Source organism: Escherichia coli, from assembly GCF_036503815.1.
GTDB classification, from domain to species: domain Bacteria; phylum Pseudomonadota; class Gammaproteobacteria; order Enterobacterales; family Enterobacteriaceae; genus Escherichia; species Escherichia coli_F.
In genome coordinates this window covers 1679042-1705367 of record NZ_AP027764.1, presented here as the reverse complement: position 1 = coordinate 1705367, position 26326 = coordinate 1679042, and the positions used below count along the sequence as shown (strand labels likewise).

The window sequence follows — 26326 nt, the reverse complement described above, 5'->3', positions numbered from 1 at the left end:
CACTTAAGTAACAACATTTAAATAATGTTTATAAATTATATTCTAATTTTAGAAACATTATAATTTCGTTGATTAATTATAGGGTTATTAGAAACGAAGGGTTTTTTAGAATATTGACCTGGCGGCAGCAGTCCGCCAGGTCAGCGTCGAAATATTATGCCGTCCGGGCAACGGCATCACGCGAAGCAGCATCGCGCTCTTCGCCTGTCAGCTCGCTAAGTAGCCCGTTGCGCATTTCCAGCAGGCGGTCAGCGTGGATAAAGTAATGATCATCATGACTGATGGCGAAAATCGTTTTACCCATCTCCTGCATCAGCGGCAGCAGCACCTGATAAAACTCACGGCGGAAGTGAGGGTCCTGATCCGCCGCCCATTCATCCAACAGGATAATATCGCGTTCTTCTGCCAGCGCCAGCAACAGCGCGACGCGTTTTTTCTGCCCTTTTGATAACTTCAGGTTAACAATACGCCCGTTGCTTAACTCAAGCTTATGAGCCATTTTCAGTTGCGCCAGCCACTTCTCAACCAGTTGTGGATTAGCCGGTTTTCCCTCCGGCCCCAGCAGTTGATCAAACAACCAGACATCGGTAAACACTGCCGAAAACAGTTTGCGATAATCTTCCGGTTGTTCGCCGCTGACAGGTTTTCCATCCAGCAAAATTTCGCCACTTTGTGGCTGGTACAAGCCCGTCAGCAACATTGCCAGCGTCGATTTGCCACTACCGTTGCCGCCAATCAGAAACAGCAGTTCGCCACGTTTGATGGTGAGGTTAATCGGCCCAACGGAAAATGCGTTATCCTGATAAGCAAACGTCACGTTGCGCAGCTCCAGCGTTTGCCAGTCAGGGAACGCCTGCGGGCGCGGAAACTCCGCTTTGAAAGGCGCGAGTGCGAATTTGTTCAACTTGTTAAACGCCACCTGCGCAGTCAGTAGCGTCGGCAACGCACCAACCGCCGAAAGCAGCGGCGTACGCAGGAATAACAGCGTTAGCGAATAGGTCGCGGCAACGTTGGTATCAGCCCAACCGAGACTGTTCGCCATCCAGAACACCAGGCCGATTGCGCCCAGCATCATGATGTTTGACCAGTTCACAGCACTAAGATGGAAGGTGTCTGCGCGGATAATATGGTGGCGATACTCTTGCGCATCAGGAATGTAGAGGTTGTTAAACACATACTCGGCGCGTTCACGGTTAAGAGTCAGCTCTTTGCGCCCTTCGAGTACAGTTTGAAAATCCGTGTACAGCTTATCTTCGGTCTCGCGCAGGGTCGCCATATGTTTGTAAACCCGCGCCACCAGTACAAAACCGCCCCAGATGGTGACCGCCATCCAGATAGCCGTTACCAGCAACATCTTGCCCGACAGCATCCACAGATACGCCGCCGAACCGATAGTGAGAATGATCCCCTGCACCAGTTCTGGCAGACGAACAAACGCAATAGTGATATTGCGCACATCGCTGGTTAACCCCGCCAGCAACGAGGCGCTACCGAGTTGTTCGATACGCTCGACGTGAGTATCCAGAATCCGCTTGATAAATTCGCTACGCAGTCGGTAAACGAAGTGATGCCCCAGAGTGGTGAGCGCCAGTTGCGAACCTAGCGTCACCGCCATTAGCAGCAGCAATAAACCGAGAAACTCCGGCAACACCAGCAGACTGGTATCCGCCGTTTCGATAAGGCGCTGATTGATAAAAGCAATTAAGCCAATGCCTAATGCCGCACTGGCGAGGCTTAGCGCCATCACACTGATAAATGGCCAGCGATACTGCCGCCAGACAAGTACAAGAAGTTCCATGCAAAAAACCCGGACAATGAATTACAGCCCGCAGTTTAAACATCTCCGCGCGCACAGCAATAATAATTCTTATTTTTATTCTTTTTTACCTGCCTGACGGAATGTCAGGTTGTAGCGGCAGTCGGCGGTGAGTGGATGAAAGCCCGCTTTCAACGGTTGAATGCCGTGATAAAACAGCCGCGATTCACCGCCCCATACCACCACATCGCCATGTTCCAGCAATAAACGTTTGAGCGGATCATTTCGTTTCAGGCCACCAAATTGAAAAATCGCGGGTAAGCCCAGAGAAACAGAAACAATCGGCGCGCGCAGATCCGGTTCGTCTTTATCCTGATGCAGCGACAGTTTCGCGCCAGGAGCATAGCGGTTGATCAGACAGGCATCAGGTTGGAAATCTGGATAGCCCGCCGCCGTCGCCGCACGTTGACATAAATCATGAAAACTCTGCGGCATGGCGGGCCACGGTTTATTTGTTTGCGGATCAATGGGCGAATAGAGATAACCCTGCCGATTGGTCGTCCAGCCCAGATGCCCACAGTTGGTCATTGCCACCGACATGGTATATCCCCCGGGGGTGACCATCTGGCGAAACGGCGACTGGCTGGCAACGTCATTAATATCGCGGATCAGTTGCTCCGCAGCGTTAAAAGCAAAACGGTGCAAAATCACCGCTCCAGCCGCCAGTGGTTCTTGCCACGGTTCAGCATCGGCAAACAGATCCAACATTACCTCTCCTCATTTTCAGCTTCACGGCGCAGCAGTTGCGCTTTGCGCGACACGCCCCAGCGGTAACCGGAAAGTGTGCCATCACCACGGACAACCCGATGACAGGGTATTACGATAGCGAGCTTGTTGGCTGCACAGGCGCTGGCAACGGCCCGTACCGCTTTCGGTTTGCCGATGGCGTTCGCCAGTTGCTGATAACTGACGGTTTCACCACAAGGTATCGTGCGCAGTGCCTGCCAGACTTGTTGCTGAAAAGCAGTGCCGCGAATGTCCAGCGGTAACGTCAGCGGCGTATCGCGTTGATTGAGGCTGGCGATCACTTCACGCACATGTTGCTGAAACGTCAGATCGGCAGGCGCGTTGTCGGCAGCGGGAAACATCTGCTGCAACTCGCTGATTAGCGTCGCGTCATCATCGCCCAGCAATATCGCGCAAATCCCCCGCTCGCTTTCTGCCACCAGGCAACGGCCCAGCTCACAATCAGCCAGCGCGTAACGCACCGCCAGATTTTCGCCACCATGACGGAATTGTTTAGCCGTCATGCCCAGCGTTTCGTCAGCTTTGCGGTAGTAACTGCTGCTGTCGGGAAATCCGGCGTTAAGAATAGACGTCGTCACGCTCTCCCCTTTCGCCAGCGATTCACGCAAACGGCGAGCGCGCCAGGCCTGTTGCCAGGCTTTAGGCGTCATTCCGGTAGTCGCTTTAAACAACCGATGCAGATGGAACGGACTCATCGCCACCTGGTCGGCTAAGGCTTCCAGCGTTACAGGCGTTTCCTGTTCCAGCAGTCGGCAGGCGTGGGTAATTTTATCAAGGCGATGTTGCCGGGGATTGGCTTTGTCTGGCTGACAACGTTTGCAGGGGCGAAAGCCAGCGGTAAGCGCCTCGCTGGCATTTACGTAGAAGGAGACGTTTTCCCGCAAGGCATGTCTGGCACGGCAAGACGGTCGGCAAAAGATACCCGTGGTCCGCACGGCGAAAACGAATTCGCCGTCGGCGTTCGGATCGCGGGCTAAGACAGATTGCCAGCGTTGATCGTCAGTTAAGCATGTGGCGTTTTTCATCATCAGCTCCCTGGTTAAGGATAGCCTTTAGTCTGCCCGGTCACCATCACGCAAAAACCAACAATCTTGCGCTTTAATTTTTTTCGCTCACCAGGAAGCTTTTAAACTGCGGCGACATCCAGGTTTTAAAGCTATCGCCCTCTTTGGTGATCATATAAACCGCCAGCCCTTCCCGGCGAACAACCTCTTTGGCTTTCTCCGGCCCGAGTACCATTAAGCCAGTATCCCAGGCATCGGCTTCCAGCGCCGTCGGGGCAATCACCGTCACGGATACCAGATTGTGTTCGATGGGACGCCCGGTTTGCGGATCGATAACATGGGAAAGACGTTTGCCGTCCAGTTCGTAATAGTTACGGTAGCTGCCAGAGGTGCTAATGCCATGACCGTTGATATCCACCACGGCCTGAACCGCGTTTTCTTTATCGGTTGGTTTTTGAATCGCTACCCGCCACGGCTGGCCTTCACCGTTCATACCACGGCTGTTCAGCGCGCCGCCCACCGACACCAGATAGCGGGAAATCCCTTCCTGCTCCATCAAGCGTGCCAGATGATCCGCCGCATAGCCTTCGCCGACGGTGGAGAGATCGACATATAAATCCGGCAGGTCTTTTTGCAGATATTGCTGATGCGACTGATTAATGACCGTCAGGTGCTGTAAGCCGGTTTTGGCTTTCATCGCATCGATCTGTTCCTGGCTCGGAATTTGAACCGGCTGTTGTTCCGGGCCAAAGCCCCACAGATTCACCAGCGGCCCGACGGTTATATCCATCGCACCATCGGTCCTTGCGCCAATGCGCAGCGAGGTGGTGACGATATCGGCCATCGCTTCACTTACCGGCCACGGCGACAAACTTTGCGAGTCGTTAAAGCGCATCAGCGCGGAATCTTTTTTATAGGTCGAAAGCAGCTGATCGTCAGCGTCCAGCTGGGTCTGAATCTTTTCTTTAAGTTCGGCACTGCGTTTGGCGTCAATGCCCGGAATGCTGGCACGCCAGAAGGTACCCATGGTTTTGCCTTCGAGAACGGTAACTTCAATAGCGTGGGTTTTGGCGGGTTGTGGTTTTTGATCGCAACCAACAAAGAAGAACGCGGCAGCCAGCAGTGCCACGCGGGTAAAGCTTATTTCCATACGTGATTATCCTCATGCGAACGGTCGCAAGAGTACACCAAAAAACTGTGTTTGTACGCTGAAAACAATGAAAAAAGGGCCCGCAGGCCCTTTGTTCGATATCAATCGAGATTAGAACTGGTAAACCAGACCCAGAGCTACGATGTTATCAGTGTTGATGCCAGCGTCACGAGTGAACTGGTTGTCGTCCAGCAGGTTGATTTTGTAGTCAACATAGGTGGACATGTTTTTGTTGAAGTAGTAAGTAGCACCAACATCAACATATTTCAGGATATCTTCGTCGTCGTAGTTACGACCATTGATGACACCCAGGTTTTTACCTTTAGACTGCAGGTAAGCCAGGGACGGACGCAGACCGAAGTCGAACTGGTACTGAGCAACAGCTTCGAAGTTCTGTGCTTTGTTCGCCCAACCCAGGGAACCTACGCGAGTTGCGTTGTAGGTCTGGGTGTACTGAGCAGCCAGGTAGATGTTGTTAGCGTCGTATTTCAGACCACCAGTGTAGGTTTCAGCACGGTCGCCGTTACCGATGTACAGCGGGCTGTTCTGATCGTCAGTACGTTTGGAGCTGGAGATCGCACCACCGATACCGAAGCCTTCGTAATCATAAGTGATAGAACCGCCAACGCCGTCGCCGTTCTGACGCAGTGCTTCACGACCATTGTTGGTCATGCCTTCGCCGCTTACGCTACCATTTTTACCCTGGTACTGAACAGCAAAGTTCAGGCCGTCAACCAGACCGAAGAAGTCAGTGTTACGGTAGGTCGCGAAGCCGTTACCACGCTGCTGCATGAAGTTGTCAGAACCGTAAGTGTCGCCACCGAATTCTGGCAGTACGTCGGTCCAGGAAGTTACGTCGTAAACTACGCCGTAGTTACGACCGTAGTCGAAAGAACCTACATCCTGGAATTTCAGACCTGCGAATGCCACACGGGTCCAGGAGTTGTTTTCGTTTTCAGCGCTGTTGCCCTGGATCTGATATTCCCACTGACCGTAACCGGTCAGCTGGTCAGTAACCTGAGTTTCACCTTTGAAGCCAAGACGCATGTAGGTCTGGTCGCCATCTACAGACTTGTCGTCAGAGAAATAGTGCAGGCCGTCTACTTTACCGTACAGATCTAATTTGTTGCCGTCTTTGTTGTAAACTTCAGCAGCGTTTGCTGCGCCTGCTACCAGCAGAGCTGGGACCAGGAGGGACAGTACTTTAACTTTCATGTTATTAACCCTCTGTTATATGCCTTTATTTGCTTTTTTATGCCACTGCATACTGATTAACCCTCATTAATCAGTCGGCAAGTCCATTCTCCCCAAAAATGCAGAATAATCCAACACGAATATGATACTAAAACTTTTAAGATGTTTCATTTATCGCTATAGATGTTTCAAAATGTAAATGCAGGGGAACTTTTTAAGATTATTGCGGAATGGCGAAATAAGCACCTAACATCAAGCAATAATAATTCAAGGTTAAAATCAATAACTTATTCTTAAGTATTTGACAGCACTGAATGTCAAAACAAAACCTTCACTCGCAACTAGAATATCTCCCGCTATCATCATTAACTTTATTTATTACCGTCATTCATTTCTGAATGTCTGTTTACCCCTATTTCAACCGGATGCCTCGCATCCGGTTTTTTTTACCCTTCTTTACACACTTTTCATTATTCTGTGCTACCACAGAAAAACTATAACGCTTGTTAACTATTTCACAAATAATTAACATCAGCATAATTTCCAGCAATCTTCGTTTATTTGCAATTAATTTCGTTAGACTTTTTGTAGGTTATTTGTACAGCAAAATAGCGCTTGTACATCTATTTCCCCCAATGCAGGATGATAAATATCACGGGAGAATAGTGGATCATCAATCAGGTAAGAGTCTGGAATTTCACACTGTACCCTTTATACTGCCCTATCACTTCGCGAAGTTTTAACAGGTCATAAACACGAATGCGTCAGAAAGAGACAACGGCCACGACCCGCTTTTCACTCCTACCGGGGAGCATTACCCGCTTCTTTTTACTGTTGATCATTGTGTTACTGGTGACGATGGGTGTAATGGTGCAAAGCGCCGTTAACGCCTGGCTGAAAGATAAAAGTTACCAGATTGTCGACATTACCCACGCAATCCAAAAGCGCGTCGATACCTGGCGTTATGTGACCTGGCAGATCTACGACAACATTGCCGCGACGACCTCCCCCTCCTCCGGCGAAGGTTTACAAGAGACGCGCCTGAAACAGGATGTCTACTATCTGGAAAAACCACGCCGCAAAACGGAAGCGTTAATCTTTGGCTCTCACGACAACTCAACGCTTGAGATGACTCAACGGATGTCCACCTATCTGGACACGTTATGGGGCGCAGAAAATGTACCGTGGTCGATGTATTACCTGAATGGTCAGGATAACAGTCTGGTGCTGATCTCGACCCTGCCCCTCAAAGATCTCACCTCCGGATTTAAAGAATCGACCGTCAGCGACATTGTTGATTCACGTCGCGCAGAGATGTTGCAACAGGCCAACGCGCTCGATGAACGCGAAAGTTTTTCTAACCTGCGCCGCCTGGCCTGGCAGAACGGTCATTACTTTACCTTGCGTACCACGTTCAACCAGCCGGGACATCTGGCAACGGTCGTTGCTTTTGATCTGCCGATTAATGATTTGATCCCACCGGGTATGCCGCTGGACAGTTTCCGCCTTGAGCCAGACGCGACGGCAACGGGAAACAATGAAAATGAGAAAGAAGGGACGGATAGCGTCAGTATCCACTTTAACAGTACGAAGATTGAAATCTCCTCGGCACTCAACTCTACCGATATGCGCCTGGTCTGGCAGGTTCCTTATGGCACCTTATTGCTGGATACGTTGCAAAACATTCTGCTGCCACTGCTGCTGAACATCGGTTTGCTGGCGCTGGCGTTATTTGGCTATACCACATTCCGCCATTTCTCCAGCCGCAGTACAGAAAGCGTCCCCAGCACGGCGGTCAATAACGAATTGCGCATTTTACGGGCAATTAATGAAGAGATAGTCTCACTGCTGCCGCTCGGCCTGCTGGTTCACGATCAGGAATCGAACCGCACAGTCATAAGTAACAAAATTGCCGATCATTTGCTGCCGCATTTGAATCTGCAAAACATCACCACCATGGCGGAACAGCATCAGGGGATTATTCAGGCGACAATCAATAACGAGCTATATGAAATCCGCATGTTCCGCAGCCAGGTTGCGCCGCGCACACAAATTTTCATTATTCGCGATCAGGATCGCGAAGTGCTGGTAAACAAGAAACTCAAGCAGGCGCAGCGTCTGTATGAGAAAAACCAGCAGGGGCGGATGACCTTTATGAAAAACATTGGCGATGCGCTGAAAGAACCCGCACAGTCCCTGGCGGAGAGCGCGGCTAAACTCAACGCCCCGGAAGGCAAACAACTGGCGAATCAGGCAGATGTGCTGGTGCGGCTGGTCGATGAAATACAGTTAGCGAATATGCTTGCGGACGATAGCTGGAAAAGTGAGACGGAGCTGTTCTCCGTGCAGGATTTGATTGATGAAGTTGTGCCTTCAGTATTGCCTGCCATCAAGCGTAAAGGTCTGCAACTGCTGATTAACAATCATCTGAAAGCACACGATATGCGCCGCGGCGATCGCGATGCCTTACGACGTATTTTGCTACTACTGATGCAATATGCCGTGACCTCAACGCAATTGGGAAAAATCACCCTTGAGGTTGATCAGGATGAGTCCTCCGAAGACCGCCTGACGTTCCGCATTCTGGACACCGGAGAAGGCGTAAGCATTCATGAAATGGATAATTTGCACTTCCCGTTCATCAACCAGACCCAAAACGATCGCTATGGCAAGGCGGACCCGCTGGCATTCTGGCTGAGCGATCAACTGGCACGTAAACTGGGCGGTCATTTAAACATCAAAACGCGGGATGGGCTTGGTACACGCTACTCTGTGCATATCAAAATGCTCGCAGCTGACCCGGAAGTTGAAGAGGAAGAAGAACGATTACTGGATGATGTCTGCATAATGGTGGATGTTACTTCGGCAGAAATTCGGAATATTGTCACTCGCCAGTTAGAAAATTGGGGTGCAACCTGTATCACACCCGATGAAAGATTAATTAGTCAAGATTATGATATCTTTTTAACGGATAATCCGTCTAATCTTACTGCCTCTGGCTTGCTTTTAAGCGATGATGAGTCTGGCGTACGGGAAATTGGGCCTGGTCAATTGTGCGTCAACTTCAATATGAGCAACGCTATGCAGGAAGCGGTCTTACAATTAATTGAAGTGCAACTGGCGCAGGAAGAGGTGACAGAATCGCCTCTGGGCGGAGATGAAAATGCGCAACTCCATGCCAGCGGCTATTATGCGCTCTTTGTAGACACAGTACCGGATGATGTTAAGAGGCTGTATACTGAAGCAGCAACCAGTGACTTTGCTGCGTTAGCCCAAACGGCTCATCGTCTTAAAGGCGTATTTGCCATGCTAAATCTGGTACCCGGCAAGCAGTTATGTGAAACGCTGGAACATCTGATTCGTGAGAAGGATGTTCCAGGAATAGAAAAATACATCAGCGACATTGACAGTTATGTCAAGAGCTTGCTGTAGCAAGGTAGCCTATTACATGAACAATATGAACGTAATTATTGCCGATGACCATCCGATAGTCTTGTTCGGTATTCGCAAATCACTTGAGCAAATTGAGTGGGTGAATGTTGTCGGCGAATTTGAAGACTCTACAGCACTGATCAACAACCTGCCGAAACTGGATGCGCATGTGTTGATTACCGATCTCTCCATGCCTGGCGATAAGTACGGCGATGGAATTACCTTAATCAAGTACATCAAGCGCCATTTCCCAAGCCTGTCGATCATCGTTCTGACCATGAACAACAACCCGGCGATTCTTAGTGCGGTATTGGATCTGGATATCGAAGGGATCGTGCTGAAACAAGGTGCACCGACCGATCTGCCGAAAGCTCTCGCCGCGCTGCAGAAAGGGAAGAAATTTACCCCGGAAAGCGTTTCTCGCCTGTTAGAAAAAATCAGTGCTGGCGGTTATGGTGACAAGCGTCTCTCGCCAAAAGAGAGTGAAGTTCTGCGCCTGTTTGCGGAAGGTTTCCTGGTGACCGAGATCGCTAAAAAGCTGAACCGCAGTATCAAAACCATCAGTAGCCAGAAGAAATCTGCGATGATGAAGCTGGGTGTCGAGAACGATATCGCTCTGCTGAATTATCTCTCTTCTGTGACCTTAAGTCCGGCAGATAAAGACTAATCATCTGTAGGCCAGATAAGACGCGTCAGCGTCGCATCTGGCATTTGCACTGAATGCCGGATGCGGCGTAAACGACTTATCCGGCCTACGATTCCCATTATTTCAATGGATTACAACAAAGTAGGCCAGATAAGACGCACCAGCGTCGCATCTGGCATTTGCACTGAATGCCAGATGCGGCGTAAATGTCTTATAAGCCTACGATTCCCGCGATTTCCGGACCCTCTCGGCATATACCGTCAGCGTCTGTTTTATAACATCCAGCGTTACCGGCTTCGACAGGCAGCTGTCCATACCGGACTCCAGACACCGCTGCTTCTCTTCAGCCAATGCATTAGCAGTTACTCCGATTACCGGCAACGTCAGTCCCAACTGACGAATGCGTTGCGTCAAGCGGTAACCATCCATATTTGGCATGTTGACGTCGCTAAGCACGATATCAATATGATTCTTGCTAAGTACATTAAGCGCATCGACGCCATCATTCGCTGTTTTACATTGATAGCCCAACGATCCCAACTGATCTGCAAGCAGACGCCGGTTAATCGGATGATCATCCACGACCAGAATCATCATATCGTCGTTATCGCTGACCGCTTTGTCCGTCGACGGCAGAGCGTTAGCAGGATCATCGCTCTCCATCTCGATCAAATAAATACGCGCCAACAATGCCGGTAGCTCATGCGGTGCAGCCACACTGTGTACCCACTCCCCTGGCGCTTTCTCCAGCGGAATACCAATATGGCGACGACAGAAGGTCACTACCGCTCTACCCTGCCATTTTTTGCTCACTACCTCGTCAGTGATTAACACATCTTCGGGAGTCGGTTCCTGCCCTTCGTATGTTGTAACGACGATGCCGCTGCGCTGCAAACTGGTTTCCAGGAACTGACAGAGCGACGCATTGCGGACCGCCAGCCAGCAGCGTTTACCACTCAACCCTTCCACGCCTTTTTTCTGCGGGTACTGAGCGCCATACAACGGAATACGCACGGTAAACTGGCTGCCCATTCCCGGTTCTGAATCTACCGAGATGTCGCCGTCCATCATGCTGATCAGTTTTTCACAAATCGCCAGACCCAGACCGGTCCCCTGGAAGTTACGCTGTACGCCCGTGCCGACCTGGAAGAAGGGATCAAACAAGCGCACCACTTCTTTCGCCGGAATCCCTACGCCGGTATCGCGAACGCGGATAGAGAGATAATCGCCATCAGCGCGAACATGCAGAACTATACAGCCGGTATCGGTGAATTTTATGGCGTTACTCAACAGGTTGGAGATGACCTGCTGTAAACGCATCGGGTCGCCATTTAAGGCCACTGGCACATCCGGTTCAATAAAACAGTACAAGCCTAACTGCTTGCGTACCACCAGCGGTAAATAGTTGGCGGTGATGTGGTTCATCACTTCACGCGGTGAAAACTCACGCGGTTCGATCTTCAACTGTTCTGATTCAATTTTCGAGAAATCGAGAATATCGCTGATAATTTTCAACAACAGGCTGGAAGAGTTGTTCATTGCCGTCACCAGACGATCGACGCCTTTTGGCAGCTCTTTGGTCTGCAACAGATCCAGGTTACCGATAATGCCATACAACGGCGTTCGCAGCTCATGACTGACGGTGGCAAGGAACATCGATTTTGACTGACTCGCCTGTTCCGCTGCTTGTGCCATCTCCTGCAACGACTCTTCCATCTTCACGCGCGAAGAAACATCCACCAGCACACAAATAGCCACGTTTTCATTACGATAGCGCGAATGGACGAAGCTGATTTGCAGATTGGTATTGTTGCTGGTCAGGACATCAACAAAATTGACCTGCTGACCACAGATAATTTGCGTCAGTCGTTGGCGATCCTCATGCGTAAGCATATTGAGATAGGTATGCGCCAGTTCGTTACTTAAAATATTGACGCCATCAGCGGTACGCAAAATACAGATACCCACTGGCGCGGAGGCGACAATCTTGCGATTAAACTGCTCATGTTCTTCCAGTCGCAGGGCATCGCTTTCCGCCGGAATGAAAATACGTCGCTCGTACATCCGTGCGAGAGTAAACAACGCGGCTCCGGCAAGCACATTCAGTAAAATCGCGTTAAGGATCAACATGCGAATGCGCTCCAGCACCTTATCAACCGGCACCGAATAGACGATGCTTAACGATGAAGGTGGCAGGTTTTTCTTCAGCACCAGTTCCCGGAACCCTTCCGTATAGCCAAACCAGGAACGTTCCTGCATCCAGCGAGGATCGCTCTTAATCTTGCTTTCCGGTCCGGTAAGCGAAATCAGGGTATGACCATTTTCATCAAGAATGGTAACCCCCATCGGCAACGTACCAGGTAAGAAAAAGTTCTCCATCCGGATGGTCTGCTCGACACCCAAAAGCGCCTGCAACCGGTTCGCCAGATAAACTGGCGTCAAGGCGTAAAAATACCCGACGCCAGGGCGCGGACCTTCGCTGATCCAGTAGAGGTTACTGCCACTATCATCTTGTGGTGCATTTCGATATTTATTAATGCGTTCATGCAAAGCTTTCAACGCGGTATCGCGTTCCACTGGCATATCACGTAGACCGAAATTGGCCATGCAGAGGTTATCGCTGCCGATTAAAAATACCCGGTTGAGATCGTAAGCCGCAGAGAAATTATCGCGCCAGTAGCGCATAAACCACGCCAATGACTCCAGAGAACCTCGCCAGGTGTTACTCATTGCGGAACAATCGGAGTCGGCAAACAGTGGTTCAAACGCAGGCACATCTGCCTGCGTTTCTCGTCCACGCGGCGAAAGCACACCGTTTTCTGCCGATAAGCGATTTTCAGCTATGTACTTCAGCTCTTTCATCACATCAGAGGTGCGTTGAATAAAGCGCTGAGCCTGATCGGAACTCAGATTAAATTCCTGACGAATTTCCGATTCTCGCTGATGCAACGCATTAACGATGTAAAAAACGGATGAAAAAGCAATCAACAGCCAGAGCACTAACGCCAATGCTCTGAACATGTAGCGCGAGGCTTTCAGGGTTGTACGAAAAGAAGCAAGGTATTTCAAAGGGGCGAAGCTCCGCCTCAGGTGACCGATGGAGTGTGGTTAAGGTAGCGGTAAAAGCGTGTTACCGCAATGTTCTGTCACCATTGCAATAATGCGTATCGCTTAGAAACCATTGCCTTAATCAGGAAAGCCGGAGTAAATGGACAGTTTTCAGTACGAACAACAAGAAATGACCAATCTGCCGACGCTTGTTAATGGTTATATCCTGGCGTCGGCAGATCGCCCAGCAGTCTTATCTGAAAAAAGAGAGAGCCAGGTTGTGTGAAAGGATGGCTCACCAGTCAAAACTTTTCACCAGCGTCAGTTCGCCAGCATTACGCATCGGTACAATAAATGTTTCCTGTTTCTCATTAACCGATCCTTCATCGGTGATCAACGTCAGTTGGGCGGTCGTCAATTCCGTTTCGCTGCGTCCGCCATAGTAGTTGATATACACCTGATAACGGCCGTGAACTGGCGCTGGCATGGCGAAAATCTCGGGTCCGTACCCCGTCGTGACATCCATATCCAGTGCACCACTGTTTTTCAGCACCGTGTTACCGTACCAGGCGTGTTCACCATCCGGCGTGACAACATGAAGATCGAGGTCGGTATTGTCCGTATCCCACGAGAGAACCAGCCGTAAACGCGCGCGAATCACTCCAGCCCCCGGCGTTGAGTAAAACTGCATTTTTTGTCGACTTCGCCCATCTGGGCTGATGACCTGCACGCTGTTGCTGCCTTCAGTGAAAATATAAGGGCGTGCAAATGAACCATCGGATTCAATTCTCTGCGGCATACTGGCACCGTTGACCACCAACCGGCCCTGCTGAACTTTACCCGCCGCCGCATAATTCTTTATTTTGCCGCGGATCTGCGCTGAGATATTTTGATCATCTGCCATGTTGACGGACGACGCGGGGTAATTGATCGATTGTGAAAAGCTGGCATCTTCACCATCCGCAGGATGCCAGCCAGAGAGCGGTGCATCAATCTCGACTTCCTGTACACCTTCACTGTGAGCGACAGGCGAAAGCGCCACCAGTAACAACGGAAAAAAAATCTTTCGCATAGCATTAGTCCATTAATAATTGTCGGGTCAGCGTTTCGATATAGTTCTCATCAAGCCCGGTGGGATAACCATCAAAGGCCAGGTGCAGATACTCATGGGTTAAATCCAGCCGATCCTGAAGCGTAAAGAAGTTACGAATAAACAGCCGTTTCTGCTGCCGATCGGTATAGGGGAAACCTGAGACTAAACGACAGACCGCAAACACGTCTGGTTCGTTGTACCCCGTCTCGCCTTGTAACATACGCCGCCACTGCGGCATTTTTTTCGCCAGCCAGGCTTTCGCTTTGGGTAATAACTGGCAGGTTGAGCGCGGCGCTCCCCAGCGGCTAAGGCTATTGTCGGGATAAGCAAACGCGAGTATCTGATCGTAACGCTCTCCCTGCCCCGCCTGGGCGGTGGCTTGCCTCCAGGAAAGCGTCCCTTCGGTAGCGCGACTGCCGTGATAATGGACCGGGTCGCCCGCATAGATGAGATCCTGCGTCCAGGCGGTCATCATTCGCGCCCCCGTGGTAGCTGGCGAAGCAGAAACACGCTGCGTGGCACTGCTGTCGGGGATGTTCAGGCAATCGCCTTCCCGATTGGCGTTTTGCTGTAAGAAAGTGCGAATCGCCACGGTCATAGCTTTCGCTGCCTCAGGGGGCGTACTTTTCGCCTCGCGATCCAGTACTCTGGCAACGTACTCTTCACGATCAAGATGCGACTGCAATTTCAGTTTGCCCTTTTCTGTCAGTAAGGTCGTCTCACCGTGGCTGACAAACGTAATGTGGTTACCATTGGCAAACGTCACACGATAGCGCCCATTAAGTACGCCGGGTTTTACTGCTGTCGTACTCTTTTCCGCCGTGATTTTCTTCAGCGGATAACGGGCAAACAGCTCCACCTCTACACATTGCCCACTGGCAACTTGCGTCGGCACTGGCAATACCCGATTAAGCACCGTCGCATAACGGGTCAGTACCGTTTTGCTGGTGCCACTGCCAGTAACCCACAGCGGTGTACCATCGGTTAACCAGCCGGCAAAACCACCCTGACGGATTTCCTGCTCATCATCGGCAAACCAGCTCCAGGTTTTCACCCTTACCCGACTACCGAGCATGGATGCGACACCGATTTTCGCCTCGTCCAGCACCACATCCAGTAAGATTTCCTGAGCTTTGTTTTGCGCGGGTAACGTCGCTAATGAATCAAGCAGCGATTTAACCGTTACCGAGGTTTCTGGCTTCAGCGTCGGAAGAGACGCTAACCACGCAGGTGCCTGACGCTGTTGCCAGTATTGCCCCCAAACATCTGCACCAATATGCAACCGTTGCGGCGCAAAATAGAGTCCACATGAGCGTACCAGCGCGGTATCGCGCGTTATGCTCTCCCCAGCCTGACAACAATAAACCTCTTCCGGGGAGTTTCCGCGACACTGGTAGGGCTGCTCTGGTTGATGGGTATCCTCCAGCCAGGCGTAAACATACAGTTTCCACAAACTCCCTAATGGCGTGGTGAGCGTGTCAGGTAATGCCGAGACTTTGGTCACGCCTGATGACGACAGCTGATACAGTTGATCGTGTTGCGCGCCCCGCAGCGCCAGTTGTAACGGCGTTTCCTCCGCCAGCGTTGGCAGAGTAACCAACGCCAATAGCCAGACGATTCTGTGCCAGTTCACTTATTTCACCTGCATCCCGGTCCATTCGCTCCCTGCTGCAACACTTTGCTGTGCAGGTGCATAGGAACGCACATAACGGGCAGGCGGCAGAACGAATTGCCCTTTTTGCGAGAAACGCAGCAAATGGCGGAAGGTGACCGTTCCCGTCAGTTCTTTTACCGGCACCATATAGGCCAGTTCGCCCATTTCATTGCGCGCTTTTTCCAGCAGTTGTCCTTGCTGTTTTCCGGCGTTCGGTTTATTGACCGAAATGCCCCAGGTTGTACGCTCAACATCGGCTCCCGGCGGCAGCGGTACTTCTACCTGGCCGTAGCGCAGAGCAGCATCTTGCTCGCTGGTAAGTGTGATTTCATCGAGATACAGCGCATCGCTGTCAATCTCATTGCTGTTGACAGGCTGTAAGGTAAAGTTCATATCCTCTTCACCCGGGATAAGCCGATACAACTGTCGTTCAACGGTCACCGGAATGTTACTTTGTTGAGCCGTTTTTGCCGGTTCACGCCAGCGAACCTGCACGTTTTGCGGCGGTAATTCGTCACCAAAAGAGAGAATGTCCGGCACGCCCTGACCAACCCAACGCCAGTATTCACCCCCTCCGGTTAACTTATGTTTGGCCCATGCGCCCGCAGGAGCAGGTAACGTAACCGGAGGCATCGTCGCCATATATTTCGCCAGCCAGTTCATTGCCAGCGCGCGCTCAATGGTGGATTGCTCAGCGGTTAAACCACTTAAAATAGCGGCAGCCTGGGTGGCGTCGCCACCGCTATTGAGCAGCACAACCGTGTGCGCCAGCGGCTGATTGCTGTTTGCCGCTTTATCCCACGCATATTGCTGAACCTGTGGCATCACAGTGGACTTCAACTGCGCTTTTTTCAGCAACGTCATGGTTAAGACGTTTGCCACCGCATCTGCCAGTGGAGATTCAGGTGTATCGAGGATCAGGCTGTCATTGATATCGCTGGTGTCTGCCTCAGAGAAATCTTTAGTTTTAGTTCCGCGCCGGGCGATAGCTTCATCCAACCCTTTCAACAACGTTTTGCACGGCAGATTCATCTCCTGCGCCCACGCCAGCACCAGCGCCCGATGCAATAACGGCATGTTATCCGCCTGCTCCGCGTAGCTGTCGAGCATATGCTGCCAGTATTCCGGTTGTTGCGTTACGCCGAGCGCCTGGCTGGCCTGCCAGTCGGCGTACCATGCCCATGCCGTGAGGAATGCGTCGCCATTGCCATCTTCACCCCACCAGGTAAAGCGCGCTCCTGGCCCCGCCAGTTGCATCAGCCGCAAACGGTTATCCTGAATCATCTGACGAATGTCGTTAGCGGCGGCACTTTGATGATCGGCAAGTGAACGCCAGGCGAGACTGAGCGGGATCAGACGGCTACCGGTGTTGATCACGCCACCCCACGGTTCATCGACTAACGCATCAAGATTGTTACGGAAAATCTCCTGCGGCGTTTCACTACTTTGCAACCGGATATTGCTCGCCTGCTCGGGCAACATCAGCGCGTTATCGCCACCGCCGAGCATGACGTTTTTCTGCTGTTCAATGGGCCAGCTGTTATCCACAAAAGACAGTTTTGTACTAATACTGTCCTGCACTTGCCCATTTTGTTGCAGTTCTGCACTTAACAAGCCAGATTGCTGAATATTCTGCGTCAGCGAAATATAATTCGCCCCTTTATGCAACGTAAGCGTCTGACGCCCCTCCGCGCCTGAAAATTTAGTCACCAGCGCCACCGGTTCGTTATCCTGCTGACTGAAGATAAACAGTCCTGCCGCCGGTTTGTCACCCATGCGATATACCGTTGGCATACTCCACTTCATGTAGAGATTTTTTTCCGAACGCAAATAAGCACGCCCCTGCCCGACCAGCCCATCGCCGTTCATCCCACGCGCGGTGATGCGCCAGCGGGTTAATGAATCAGGCATCAGGAACGTGAAATACGCTTTGCCTTGTTTATCGGTTGTGAGTGACGGCATCCAGGCAGCGGTATCCACCTCTTCACGCCGTGGACGTTCCAGCATTTTCACTCGCCGCTCGCTGCGGTTAGTCGCGCCAGGCGCAACAGGTTCACTGGAGAGCGCCTGGTCGTAGCTGATAAATGACAGGCTGGAGCTGGTACGCACATTGTTACGCCCCAGCGGATAGAAAAATTTGCCGATATTTGGCGCGATTTCCGGTTGCAGTGCGTAGATCATTTCATCGACCACACCAACCGTTAGCTGAGCAGAAACAGGTTTACCTTTCAGCGACGAGGTTAATTCGACATTGACCAGTTCACCAGGCTGGTAATGGGTTTTGTCCGTTTTCACCCGGATATCCAGCTGGGGAACGGCAACTTTGATCCCGGCGTTCTGAAAACTGTACTGACCGTTACGGGTATACAGCACCGAAAAAGTGATGTTAGGCGCAAAGGAATTGCTCACCGGTACGCGGGCTTCATACTGGGTATCGTTTAAACGTTGTAACGTCAGCCAGTTTGCCGGATGCGATAGCAGCGACTGCTGTTCAACGCGATCGCGTTCCAGCGTCAATAACGCTTCATCAATTGGCTCCGGGAAGGTAATCAGCATCTTCGCGGTTTCGCCTGGCTGGTACAGCGTTTTATCTGCCACGATATCTACCGTACCAGTATGCGCCGTGCTGCCCTTACCGCTGACGGCATGGCTTAACCCGGCGAGAATTAAGCCGTCTTTATCGCGTAACGTCAGGTTGTAGTTGCCTGGTTTATCGAAATTGACGGTAAAGGATTTGCCGCCAGAAGGTAGATCTCCGCTGTGGCTCGTGCGGTCTTCCAGACGCAACCACTCATACGTAACAGGAACCTGTTTTGAAGATTCCAGCGCAGCATAACGGAAAACAACCGATTCACCGCTATTGCTGTATTGTGCGGCGGTGCTCAAAGTGTAATGCGCCAGGCCACGTTCAATGAGGATCTCTTTGGTGGTGGTGACACGATACGCCGCGCCGTCACTGGCGGAGACAGTTAACAAATAACGGCTTGGTTTATCGGCGGCGGGGAGATTTAACGCCACATGACCATTATCGTCGGAAACCGTTTCACTGCCTTCCAGCGACACCGGGAAACGTCCGGCATAACGCAAATCGTTACCGACCATTGATAATTGCTGAGCGCGCAAACTTAACTGCACGCGGGCATCTTTTACCGGCTCGCCATCCGGGTAAAGCAGTTGCAGTTTGCCGCTAACCGCTTCGCCTGTTTTGAACTCTTTTTTGTCGAGAGCTAAACCAATCTCAAAATGTGGCTTGATATAGTTGGCTACGCGAAAACTACTGCTATAGACCTGATTGCGGTAAGCAAGACGTAATTCATAACCTCCGGCAACGGCATTTTCTGGCAGGCGGAAACTCCCCTGCCCGCCATTACGCGCATCCAGCGTGACATTGACGGTTTGCAACAGGCTGCCATTAGCATCCAGCACTGAAAGTTTCGCCGGTGCGCTGACGATAGGGGATGAATGCAACGGATCGTGGAACTCGCGGCCCATCACTTTAACATCGACACGATCGCCTGCGCGATATAGCGGGCGATCAGTAAAGATATACAAGCGGGTATTGTAGATTTCACTTTCGTAGAAAAAATTCTCGGAGACAAAAACGCCGCCTTCTGCATCTTTACCCAGAATGTATGAACGTTCCGGCGATATATGTTGTAACTGCAAGGTACCGCTGTCATCGGTCACACCGCGAGTCATCACGCCAAGACCGTCAGTCCACAGGATCTCTGAGCCTGGCTTCGCTTCACCCTGTTTTTTGCCAGCAGTCCACACCAGAAGTTCGTTGCCTGACACTTTGCTAAGCGCCACGGTATCGGAGACAAACACCACCGTCGTTGCCCGATACCCACCGACCATCGCTTCGACGAGATACAGTCCTGGCTCTTGTTTGCCGAGAGGAATATAGATGTTGCCCGGCTGCGGCGAGATGAAATTGCTGGATGCGCCTTCCAGTTTTACCCCTTGCTGCGGCTCGACCGGTTTTGCCTGCCATAGTGGATAGCGGAACTGTTCCACCAGTGGATATTTTTTCAGCGGTGAAAACTGGCTGTTCTGTACATAACGGGAAGGTTTAACAATGGCATTACCGAGCTGTAATTCGGGTAACGCCTGAGTCACATTCTGCCGTGACTGAGAAGAGAAAGTACGCTGCATTACACGGCGAGATTTGCCATACCAGTTATCCCACAGCCAGGTTAGCGTATTGTTCAGCCCGTCGCCCAGATATTGCGGTTGCACCACAATGCGATGCAGGTTTTTCTGCTGGCGCAAAAATGTCATCGGGTCAGGAATACGATACAGGCGAACGTCCACGCCGCCGTACTCTTCCATCTGGTAACGCCGATAATCACGCCCCGGCGCTTCCAGTCGCACTTTCGCCTCTTCACTGCTGCTAAAACTGCTGTCAGCGAGCAAAAAGAATGTTCCCCCGGCGGGCGGCGCATAGTTACTGGAAGGAAGCGAATCATCAGCATTAGCAAGCCCTGTTCCCACAAGAGACAGGCACAAGCACGCTGCTATCGCGCCAGAAAATTTAAACGATAAATGCCAATGAAATTGGGATTGGAATCGTTGGGTATCCATCGGGTGTCCTTCCATGTCATAAGTTGTTGCAGACTGACTGCGCGCATTCCGTTGTCAGTTTTCGTGGCGCTTCCGGTGTGGTAGATGACGTAACGCCCCATCCAGACCATTAAGTGCTGGGCATCGCCCTGATCGAAAAAAATCATATCGCCAGGCAACGCCTGGTTTATGTCCTGGCCAATAAATTGGCTGTTGTACTGAATCAAATTAATCGCGGTCACATAGGGGCCGGTTTTTCCGTTCCCCTGATTCCAGTTTTGCGCCAGTTGACGCTGTTCAGGTGTTAGCGTCATTTCAGGCGGCAAATACTGACTTGCTATACCGTTACTTTTTAGCCATTTGCTGTCGTGAACTTTCAGCGCCTCGTTCGCCGAAAATCGCACCAGGCCAGCACAATCCTGCTGATACCAGCGCGGACTTGGCCCCTGGCGGAGCTGTTCCTGTGCAATACGCACAAACCAGGCGCGAAACAGCCCCGATTGTTCGACATTCAGCATTTCGCTATGAGCAACAACACAACACAGCCAGCAAATCAGCGCCAGCAGCCCGTGCCTCATAGTGGCTGCCAGGTAATGGGTAGCCACTGCCAGGCGGCACCGGGTTCCATCTGGGCCAGCTTCATGACATAACGCGGTTGTTGAGATAAAGCGTCCAGCTTCGGCATTAATAAAGTTTGTGCGGCGTTATAAAAAACCGGTTCGAGATTCTTCGGCAGACTGGTCAGCGTTTCGTTACGCAGCAGTTTCGCCACGCCTTGTGGATTGATATAGACCGGAACAATGCCTTCAGTGGGTATCACATCCACCATTGCCGGGCGGGTTTTATTCAGTGTTTGCAACGCGTTATTGACCAGCGTGTCATCGAGGGAGAAAAGCATCGTCTTGTTTTGCATCGCCAGCGACACGCGGAAAAAATAATCCGACATTAATTGATCTGGTTGCGCTGCCTGCGCTTTCGGATACTGACCGTATCGGGAACTCACTTCGCGACGCCAGATTTGCGCTTCGCCCTGCTGCGTCTGGGTTACTGGCAATATACCTTCTGCGGCTTTGCTTTCGAGCGCACCAATATTTTGCGTAAACAGTTTTCCTGGCAATTGCACTTGTTCGGCAGAGCCATCAAACTGACCGACAAACAGCGGAGTTTGCAATTTTGAATCTTCATACCAGCACAGCCCCGCAGCACCGTCTAACGCCCCGTTGAGCTTGTCGTTTTCCTGGCTGATGTGGGAAAGCATCTCTTCAGCAATACCATGTGAATAAGGCACCGCCACACAGAAGCTGGCCCCTGCAGGCATACTGTTCCATACCGGCGTAAAATCGAAACTGGCATCTACGCTTGCGGATTCATCATTTAACGCCAGAAAACTGTGCCAGCCGTCGTTGCTCATTTCGAAGCGCACACCAGCAAAAGAAGGCATTAATCGCTGGTAGCCAAAACCCAGCAAATTTGCACTGACCACGATGCGCTGGCGTACTGGCGTTTTTTCGGCAGTACGCTCTTCCAGGCCAAAGCTGGCTTGCCAGCGTTTTTTACCGCTCAACAAATCACTTGCGATCGCCGTGGCTTCGGTATCCTGCTGATCATCTTTAAACAGCATGTCCGTGCTGGAAAACACCAGCATCTTGTCCTGATAAGTTGCGAACATCAGGGCGTTATTGCCGTTATAGCGCAACTGATAAACCGGGATGGTTTCACTATTTAGCTTAATACTACTGATTTCCGTTTTACTTAACTGGCTGTCGCTGGTAGCGGCAAACAGCAATGGCTCCAGCAGCTTGCTTAAACCACTTCGCTGGATCAGCACCATATAATGAGAAAGATGGCCTTGTTTATCGTGCCATAGCGCCGCCTGCGCGGGCTGATCTAAGAGTGACGAAAAGAGCTTATCTTTTAGTGTGAGATCGTGTTCGTAGACAATGCGGCGAATGCTGCCTTCAATGCCCAGACGGTCGGCATGGTTCTGATAATAAAAAACGAAATCTTCGCTTAGAACATCGTGAAGAAAAGGAATAGTGAGAAGATCTTTGGGGAGCTGGCTTAGAGAGTCGCTATCGAGAAAGAGATCCGGCTCATTGAGATCGATTTGCAGATTGTTGTGTACCACCAGCGGCGACAACGTTTTTTCTGGCCCACTACCAGCATATTGCAATGCCCAGACACCAGCGGAAAGCAGTACTATTGCGCCAAAACCTACAAGACCATAGAACCGCCAGCCTTTCGCCTTTTTTTCACTACCCATTGCCACATTCCTTGTGTAAAGCCAGCCATTTTTTATGGGTACAGCAAAACTTTACCGCGCCCTTATACGACAAAAGCCCAGACTTTGCAGCCTGGACTTCAATTCAAAAAAGGGAGATAACTCCCTTTTGGCATGAGGCGATGAAATTATTCTTCTTCTGGCTCGTCGTCAACGTCCACTTCCGGAGCGATTTCATCGTCCCCTTCCGCAGCACTGCCGTCGATGGTATCCAGATCTTCCTCGTCAACCGGTTCAGCAACACGTTGCAGACCCACCACGTTTTCATCTTCCGCAGTACGGATAAGGATCACGCCCTGGGTGTTACGGCCCACGATGCTGATTTCAGAAACGCGAGTACGTACCAGCGTACCGGCATCGGTGATCATCATGATCTGGTCGCAGTCATCTACCTGCACCGCGCCAACCACTAAACCGTTACGTTCGGTCACCTTGATGGAGATAACCCCTTTCGTCGCACGCGACTTAGTCGGGTATTCCGCTACCGCAGTACGTTTACCGTAACCATTTTGCGTTGCGGTGAGGATTGCACCATCGCCACGAGGCACGATCAGAGAGACGACTTTATCGCCTTCACCTAAGCGAATACCGCGAACACCGGTGGTGTTGCAGCCCATCGCACGGACAGAAGACTCTTTAAAGCGCACCACTTTACCTTCAGCGGAGAACAGCATTACTTCGTCTTCGCCGCTGGTCAGGTCAACGCCGATCAGCTCATCGCCGTCAACCAGTTTGATCGCCACTTTACCGGCGGTACGCAGACGGTTGAATTCGGTGAGGACAGTTTTCTTCACGGTACCGTTAGCGGTCGCCATGAAGACTTTCACGCCTTCTTCAAACTCGGTCACCGGCAGGATCGCAGTGATACGTTCGTCCTGCTCCAGCGGCAGCAGGTTGACGATCGGACGACCACGCGCGCCACGAGTGGCTTCCGGCAACTGGTAAACTTTCATCGAATAGACGCGACCACGGCTGGAGAAGCACAGAATATGGTCGTGGGTGTTCGCCACCAGCAGTCGGTCGATAAAGTCTTCTTCTTTAATACGTGCGGCAGATTTACCTTTCCCGCCACGACGCTGCGCTTCGTATTCAGAAAGCGGCTGGTACTTCACGTAGCCCTGGTGAGAGAGCGTCACTACCACATCTTCCTGAGTAATCAGATCTTCCAGGTTGATGTCTGCGCTGTTGGCGGTGATTTCAGTACGACGTTTGTCACCGAACTGTTCACGAACCAGCTCCAGCTCTTCGCGGATCACTTCCATCAGACGATCGGCGCTACCAAGAATACGCAACAGTTCCGCGATCTGATCCAGCAGCTCTTTGTATTCATCGAGCAGTTTTTCGTGCTCAAGGCCGGTCAGTTTCTGCAGACGCAGATCCAGAATTGCCTGAGCTTGCTGTTCGGTCAGGTAGTACAGACCGTCACGCACGCCGAACTCTGGCTCCAGCCATTCCGGACGCGCAGCATCATCGCCCGCACGTTCCAGCATCGCAGCAACGTTGCCCAGCTGCCACGGATTAGCAACCAGCGCCGTTTTCGCTTCTGCAGGCGTCGGCGCATGACGAATCAGTTCGATGATCGGGTCGATGTTCGCCAGCGCCACGGCTAATGCTTCAAGGATATGAGCACGATCGCGAGCTTTACGCAGTTCGAAAATGGTACGACGGGTCACCACTTCACGGCGGTGACGAACAAACGCAGCGATGATGTCTTTCAGGTTCATGATCTTCGGCTGACCATGGTGCAATGCCACCATGTTGATACCGAAAGAAACCTGCAACTGGGTCTGGGAGTAGAGGTTGTTGAGCACCACTTCACCGACCGCATCGCGTTTGACTTCAATCACGATGCGCATACCGTCTTTGTCAGACTCGTCACGCAGCGCGCTGATGCCTTCCACGCGTTTTTCTTTTACCAGTTCCGCAATTTTTTCGATCAGGCGCGCTTTGTTCACCTGATACGGAATTTCGTGGACGATAATGGTTTCACGCCCGGTTTTGGCGTCAACTTCCACTTCCGCACGGGCGCGGATATATACCTTGCCGCGACCGGTACGGTAAGCTTCTTCGATACCGCGACGACCGTTAATGATTGCCGCCGTCGGGAAGTCCGGCCCCGGGATGTGTTCCATCAGCCCTTCAATGCTGATGTCTTCATCATCGATATACGCCAGACAACCGTTGATGACTTCCGTCAGGTTGTGTGGCGGGATGTTGGTTGCCATACCTACGGCGATACCGGAAGAACCGTTCACCAGCAGGTTAGGAATTTTGGTCGGCATGACGTCCGGAATTTTTTCCGTGCCGTCATAGTTATCAACGAAATCGACCGTCTCTTTTTCGAGATCGGCCATCAGTTCATGGGCAATTTTCGCCAGACGGATTTCCGTATAACGCATTGCCGCCGCAGAGTCGCCGTCGATGGAACCGAAGTTACCCTGACCGTCTACCAGCATGTAACGCAGCGAGAATGGCTGCGCCATACGGACGATCGTGTCATAAACCGCCGAGTCACCATGGGGATGGTATTTACCGATTACGTCACCAACGACACGGGCAGATTTTTTATAGGCTTTGTTCCAGTCATTGCCTAGTACGTTCATGGCGTAAAGTACGCGACGGTGTACCGGCTTCAGGCCATCTCGGACATCCGGCAGCGCACGGCCAACAATGACCGACATCGCATAATCCAGATAGGAGCTCTTCAGCTCTTCCTCAATGTTGACCGGTGTAATTTCTCTCGCAAGGTCGCTCATCTAACCGCTATCCCTCTACTGTATCCCGGATTCAAAGGTCGCAAATTATAACACAGCCGCGCAGATTGAGGTAAACCTATACGCTTTATTCACCTCCAATGCCTGATATACTCGTTTGTCTTGCCAATTACGGAGTAGAAGTGCCAATGAATGCCGAAAAATCGCCGGTAAACCCTAACGTAGACCACGAAGAGATCGCTAAATTTGAAGCTGTCGCCTCCCGCTGGTGGGATCTGGAAGGTGAGTTCAAACCGCTGCACCGCATTAACCCGCTGCGTCTTGGCTATATTGCCGAGCGTGCTGGCGGTTTATTTGGCAAAAAGGTGCTCGATGTCGGTTGTGGCGGCGGCATTCTGGCCGAGAGTATGGCGCGCGAAGGCGCGACGGTGACCGGTCTGGATATGGGCTTTGAGCCATTGCAGGTGGCAAAGCTGCACGCACTCGAAAGCGGGATTCAGGTGGATTACGTGCAGGAAACCGTGGAAGAGCACGCCGCAAAACATGCCGGGCAGTATGATGTGGTGACCTGCATGGAGATGCTGGAGCACGTTCCCGATCCGCAGTCAGTGGTCAGAGCCTGTGCGCAACTGGTGAAACCGGGCGGCGATGTCTTTTTCTCGACGCTTAACCGCAACGGCAAGTCATGGCTGATGGCGGTGGTTGGTGCGGAATATATTTTACGCATGGTGCCTAAAGGTACGCATGATGTGAAGAAGTTTATTAAACCGGCAGAATTGCTGGGCTGGGTGGATCAGACCAGTCTAAAAGAACGGCATATGATCGGACTGCATTACAACCCGATCACTAATACTTTTAAGCTCGGCCCCGGCGTCGATGTGAACTATATGCTGCACACGCAGAATAAGTGAGGTTGTTGGCCGGATAAAGTGCTCGCACTGCATCCGGTAACAATACCAGGCGGACAGCAATTACCATTTTATC

Annotated in this window: 16 protein-coding genes; 4 read left to right on the top strand and 12 right to left on the bottom strand. The window is 51.4% G+C overall.

The annotated features are described in order from the left end of the window. Positions 1 to 154: 154 nt before the first annotated feature. From yojI to ompC, 5 genes are all read right to left on the bottom strand, one after another. Entirely contained in the window at positions 155 to 1798 is a 1644-nt protein-coding gene (yojI, locus tag AABJ99_RS08160) for a microcin J25 efflux ABC transporter YojI (RefSeq protein ID WP_039021912.1), read from the bottom strand. Positions 1799 to 1873: 75 nt separating this feature from the next. After that, positions 1874 to 2524, bottom strand: coding sequence for a DNA oxidative demethylase AlkB (gene alkB, locus AABJ99_RS08155; RefSeq protein ID WP_105287782.1), 651 nt, complete (start codon positions 2522 to 2524; stop codon positions 1874 to 1876). Further along, a complete protein-coding gene (gene ada, locus AABJ99_RS08150; RefSeq protein WP_039021914.1) occupies positions 2524 to 3588 on the bottom strand; it encodes a bifunctional DNA-binding transcriptional regulator/O6-methylguanine-DNA methyltransferase Ada in 1065 nt (354 codons plus the stop codon). Before ada ends, alkB begins: the two co-directional genes overlap by 1 nt. A gap of 73 nt (positions 3589 to 3661) precedes the next feature. Continuing rightward, entirely contained in the window at positions 3662 to 4717 is a 1056-nt protein-coding gene (gene apbE, locus AABJ99_RS08145; RefSeq protein WP_039021915.1) for an FAD:protein FMN transferase ApbE, read from the bottom strand. A gap of 111 nt (positions 4718 to 4828) precedes the next feature. Next, complete coding sequence (gene ompC, locus AABJ99_RS08140) at positions 4829 to 5932, bottom strand: porin OmpC (protein ID WP_000865555.1); 1104 nt, start codon at positions 5930 to 5932, stop codon at positions 4829 to 4831. A gap of 738 nt (positions 5933 to 6670) precedes the next feature. Between ompC and rcsD the strand changes: the two genes are divergently transcribed. Then, a complete protein-coding gene (rcsD, locus tag AABJ99_RS08135; RefSeq protein ID WP_039021916.1) occupies positions 6671 to 9343 on the top strand; it encodes a phosphotransferase RcsD in 2673 nt (890 codons plus the stop codon). A gap of 16 nt (positions 9344 to 9359) precedes the next feature. After that, a complete protein-coding gene (gene rcsB / locus AABJ99_RS08130) occupies positions 9360 to 10010 on the top strand; it encodes a response regulator transcription factor RcsB (RefSeq protein ID WP_001061917.1) in 651 nt (216 codons plus the stop codon). Positions 10011 to 10208: 198 nt separating this feature from the next. Here rcsB and rcsC read toward each other — a convergent pair whose 3' ends face one another. Then, positions 10209 to 13058, bottom strand: a complete 2850-nt coding sequence (rcsC, locus tag AABJ99_RS08125) for a two-component system sensor histidine kinase RcsC (RefSeq protein ID WP_332218548.1) — start codon at positions 13056 to 13058, stop codon at positions 10209 to 10211. Positions 13059 to 13197: 139 nt separating this feature from the next. Between rcsC and AABJ99_RS08120 the strand changes: the two genes are divergently transcribed. Beyond that, on the top strand, positions 13198 to 13323 hold the full coding sequence (locus AABJ99_RS08120; protein ID WP_255233127.1) for a hypothetical protein: 126 nt from the start codon (positions 13198 to 13200) through the stop codon (positions 13321 to 13323). A gap of 9 nt (positions 13324 to 13332) precedes the next feature. Here the strand turns inward: AABJ99_RS08120 and yfaP are convergent, their stop codons facing one another. The 6 genes from yfaP to gyrA form a co-directional block, all read right to left on the bottom strand. Continuing rightward, on the bottom strand, positions 13333 to 14109 hold the full coding sequence (yfaP, locus tag AABJ99_RS08115) for a YfaP family protein (RefSeq protein ID WP_032184657.1): 777 nt from the start codon (positions 14107 to 14109) through the stop codon (positions 13333 to 13335). 4 nt (positions 14110 to 14113) lie between these two features. Continuing rightward, positions 14114 to 15763, bottom strand: coding sequence for a YfaQ family protein (gene yfaQ / locus AABJ99_RS08110; protein ID WP_039021918.1), 1650 nt, complete (start codon positions 15761 to 15763; stop codon positions 14114 to 14116). Then, a complete protein-coding gene (locus tag AABJ99_RS08105; RefSeq protein ID WP_039021919.1) occupies positions 15764 to 20278 on the bottom strand; it encodes an alpha-2-macroglobulin family protein in 4515 nt (1504 codons plus the stop codon). A 23-nt stretch (positions 20279 to 20301) separates the two neighbouring features. Continuing rightward, positions 20302 to 20925, bottom strand: coding sequence for a DUF1175 domain-containing protein (gene yfaT / locus AABJ99_RS08100; RefSeq protein WP_001328405.1), 624 nt, complete (start codon positions 20923 to 20925; stop codon positions 20302 to 20304). Continuing rightward, positions 20922 to 22610 carry a DUF2138 domain-containing protein gene (gene yfaA / locus AABJ99_RS08095; protein ID WP_000534364.1) on the bottom strand — a complete coding sequence of 563 codons (1689 nt, stop codon included), beginning with the start codon at positions 22608 to 22610 and terminating at the stop codon, positions 20922 to 20924. Before yfaA ends, yfaT begins: the two co-directional genes overlap by 4 nt. A gap of 146 nt (positions 22611 to 22756) precedes the next feature. Beyond that, positions 22757 to 25384: a DNA topoisomerase (ATP-hydrolyzing) subunit A gene (gene gyrA / locus AABJ99_RS08090; protein WP_001281242.1), complete on the bottom strand. Its 2628-nt coding sequence runs from the start codon at positions 25382 to 25384 to the stop codon at positions 22757 to 22759. Positions 25385 to 25530: 146 nt separating this feature from the next. Between gyrA and ubiG the strand changes: the two genes are divergently transcribed. Continuing rightward, positions 25531 to 26253 carry a bifunctional 2-polyprenyl-6-hydroxyphenol methylase/3-demethylubiquinol 3-O-methyltransferase UbiG gene (gene ubiG / locus AABJ99_RS08085; RefSeq protein ID WP_039021921.1) on the top strand — a complete coding sequence of 241 codons (723 nt, stop codon included), beginning with the start codon at positions 25531 to 25533 and terminating at the stop codon, positions 26251 to 26253. Positions 26254 to 26326: the final 73 nt, after the last annotated feature.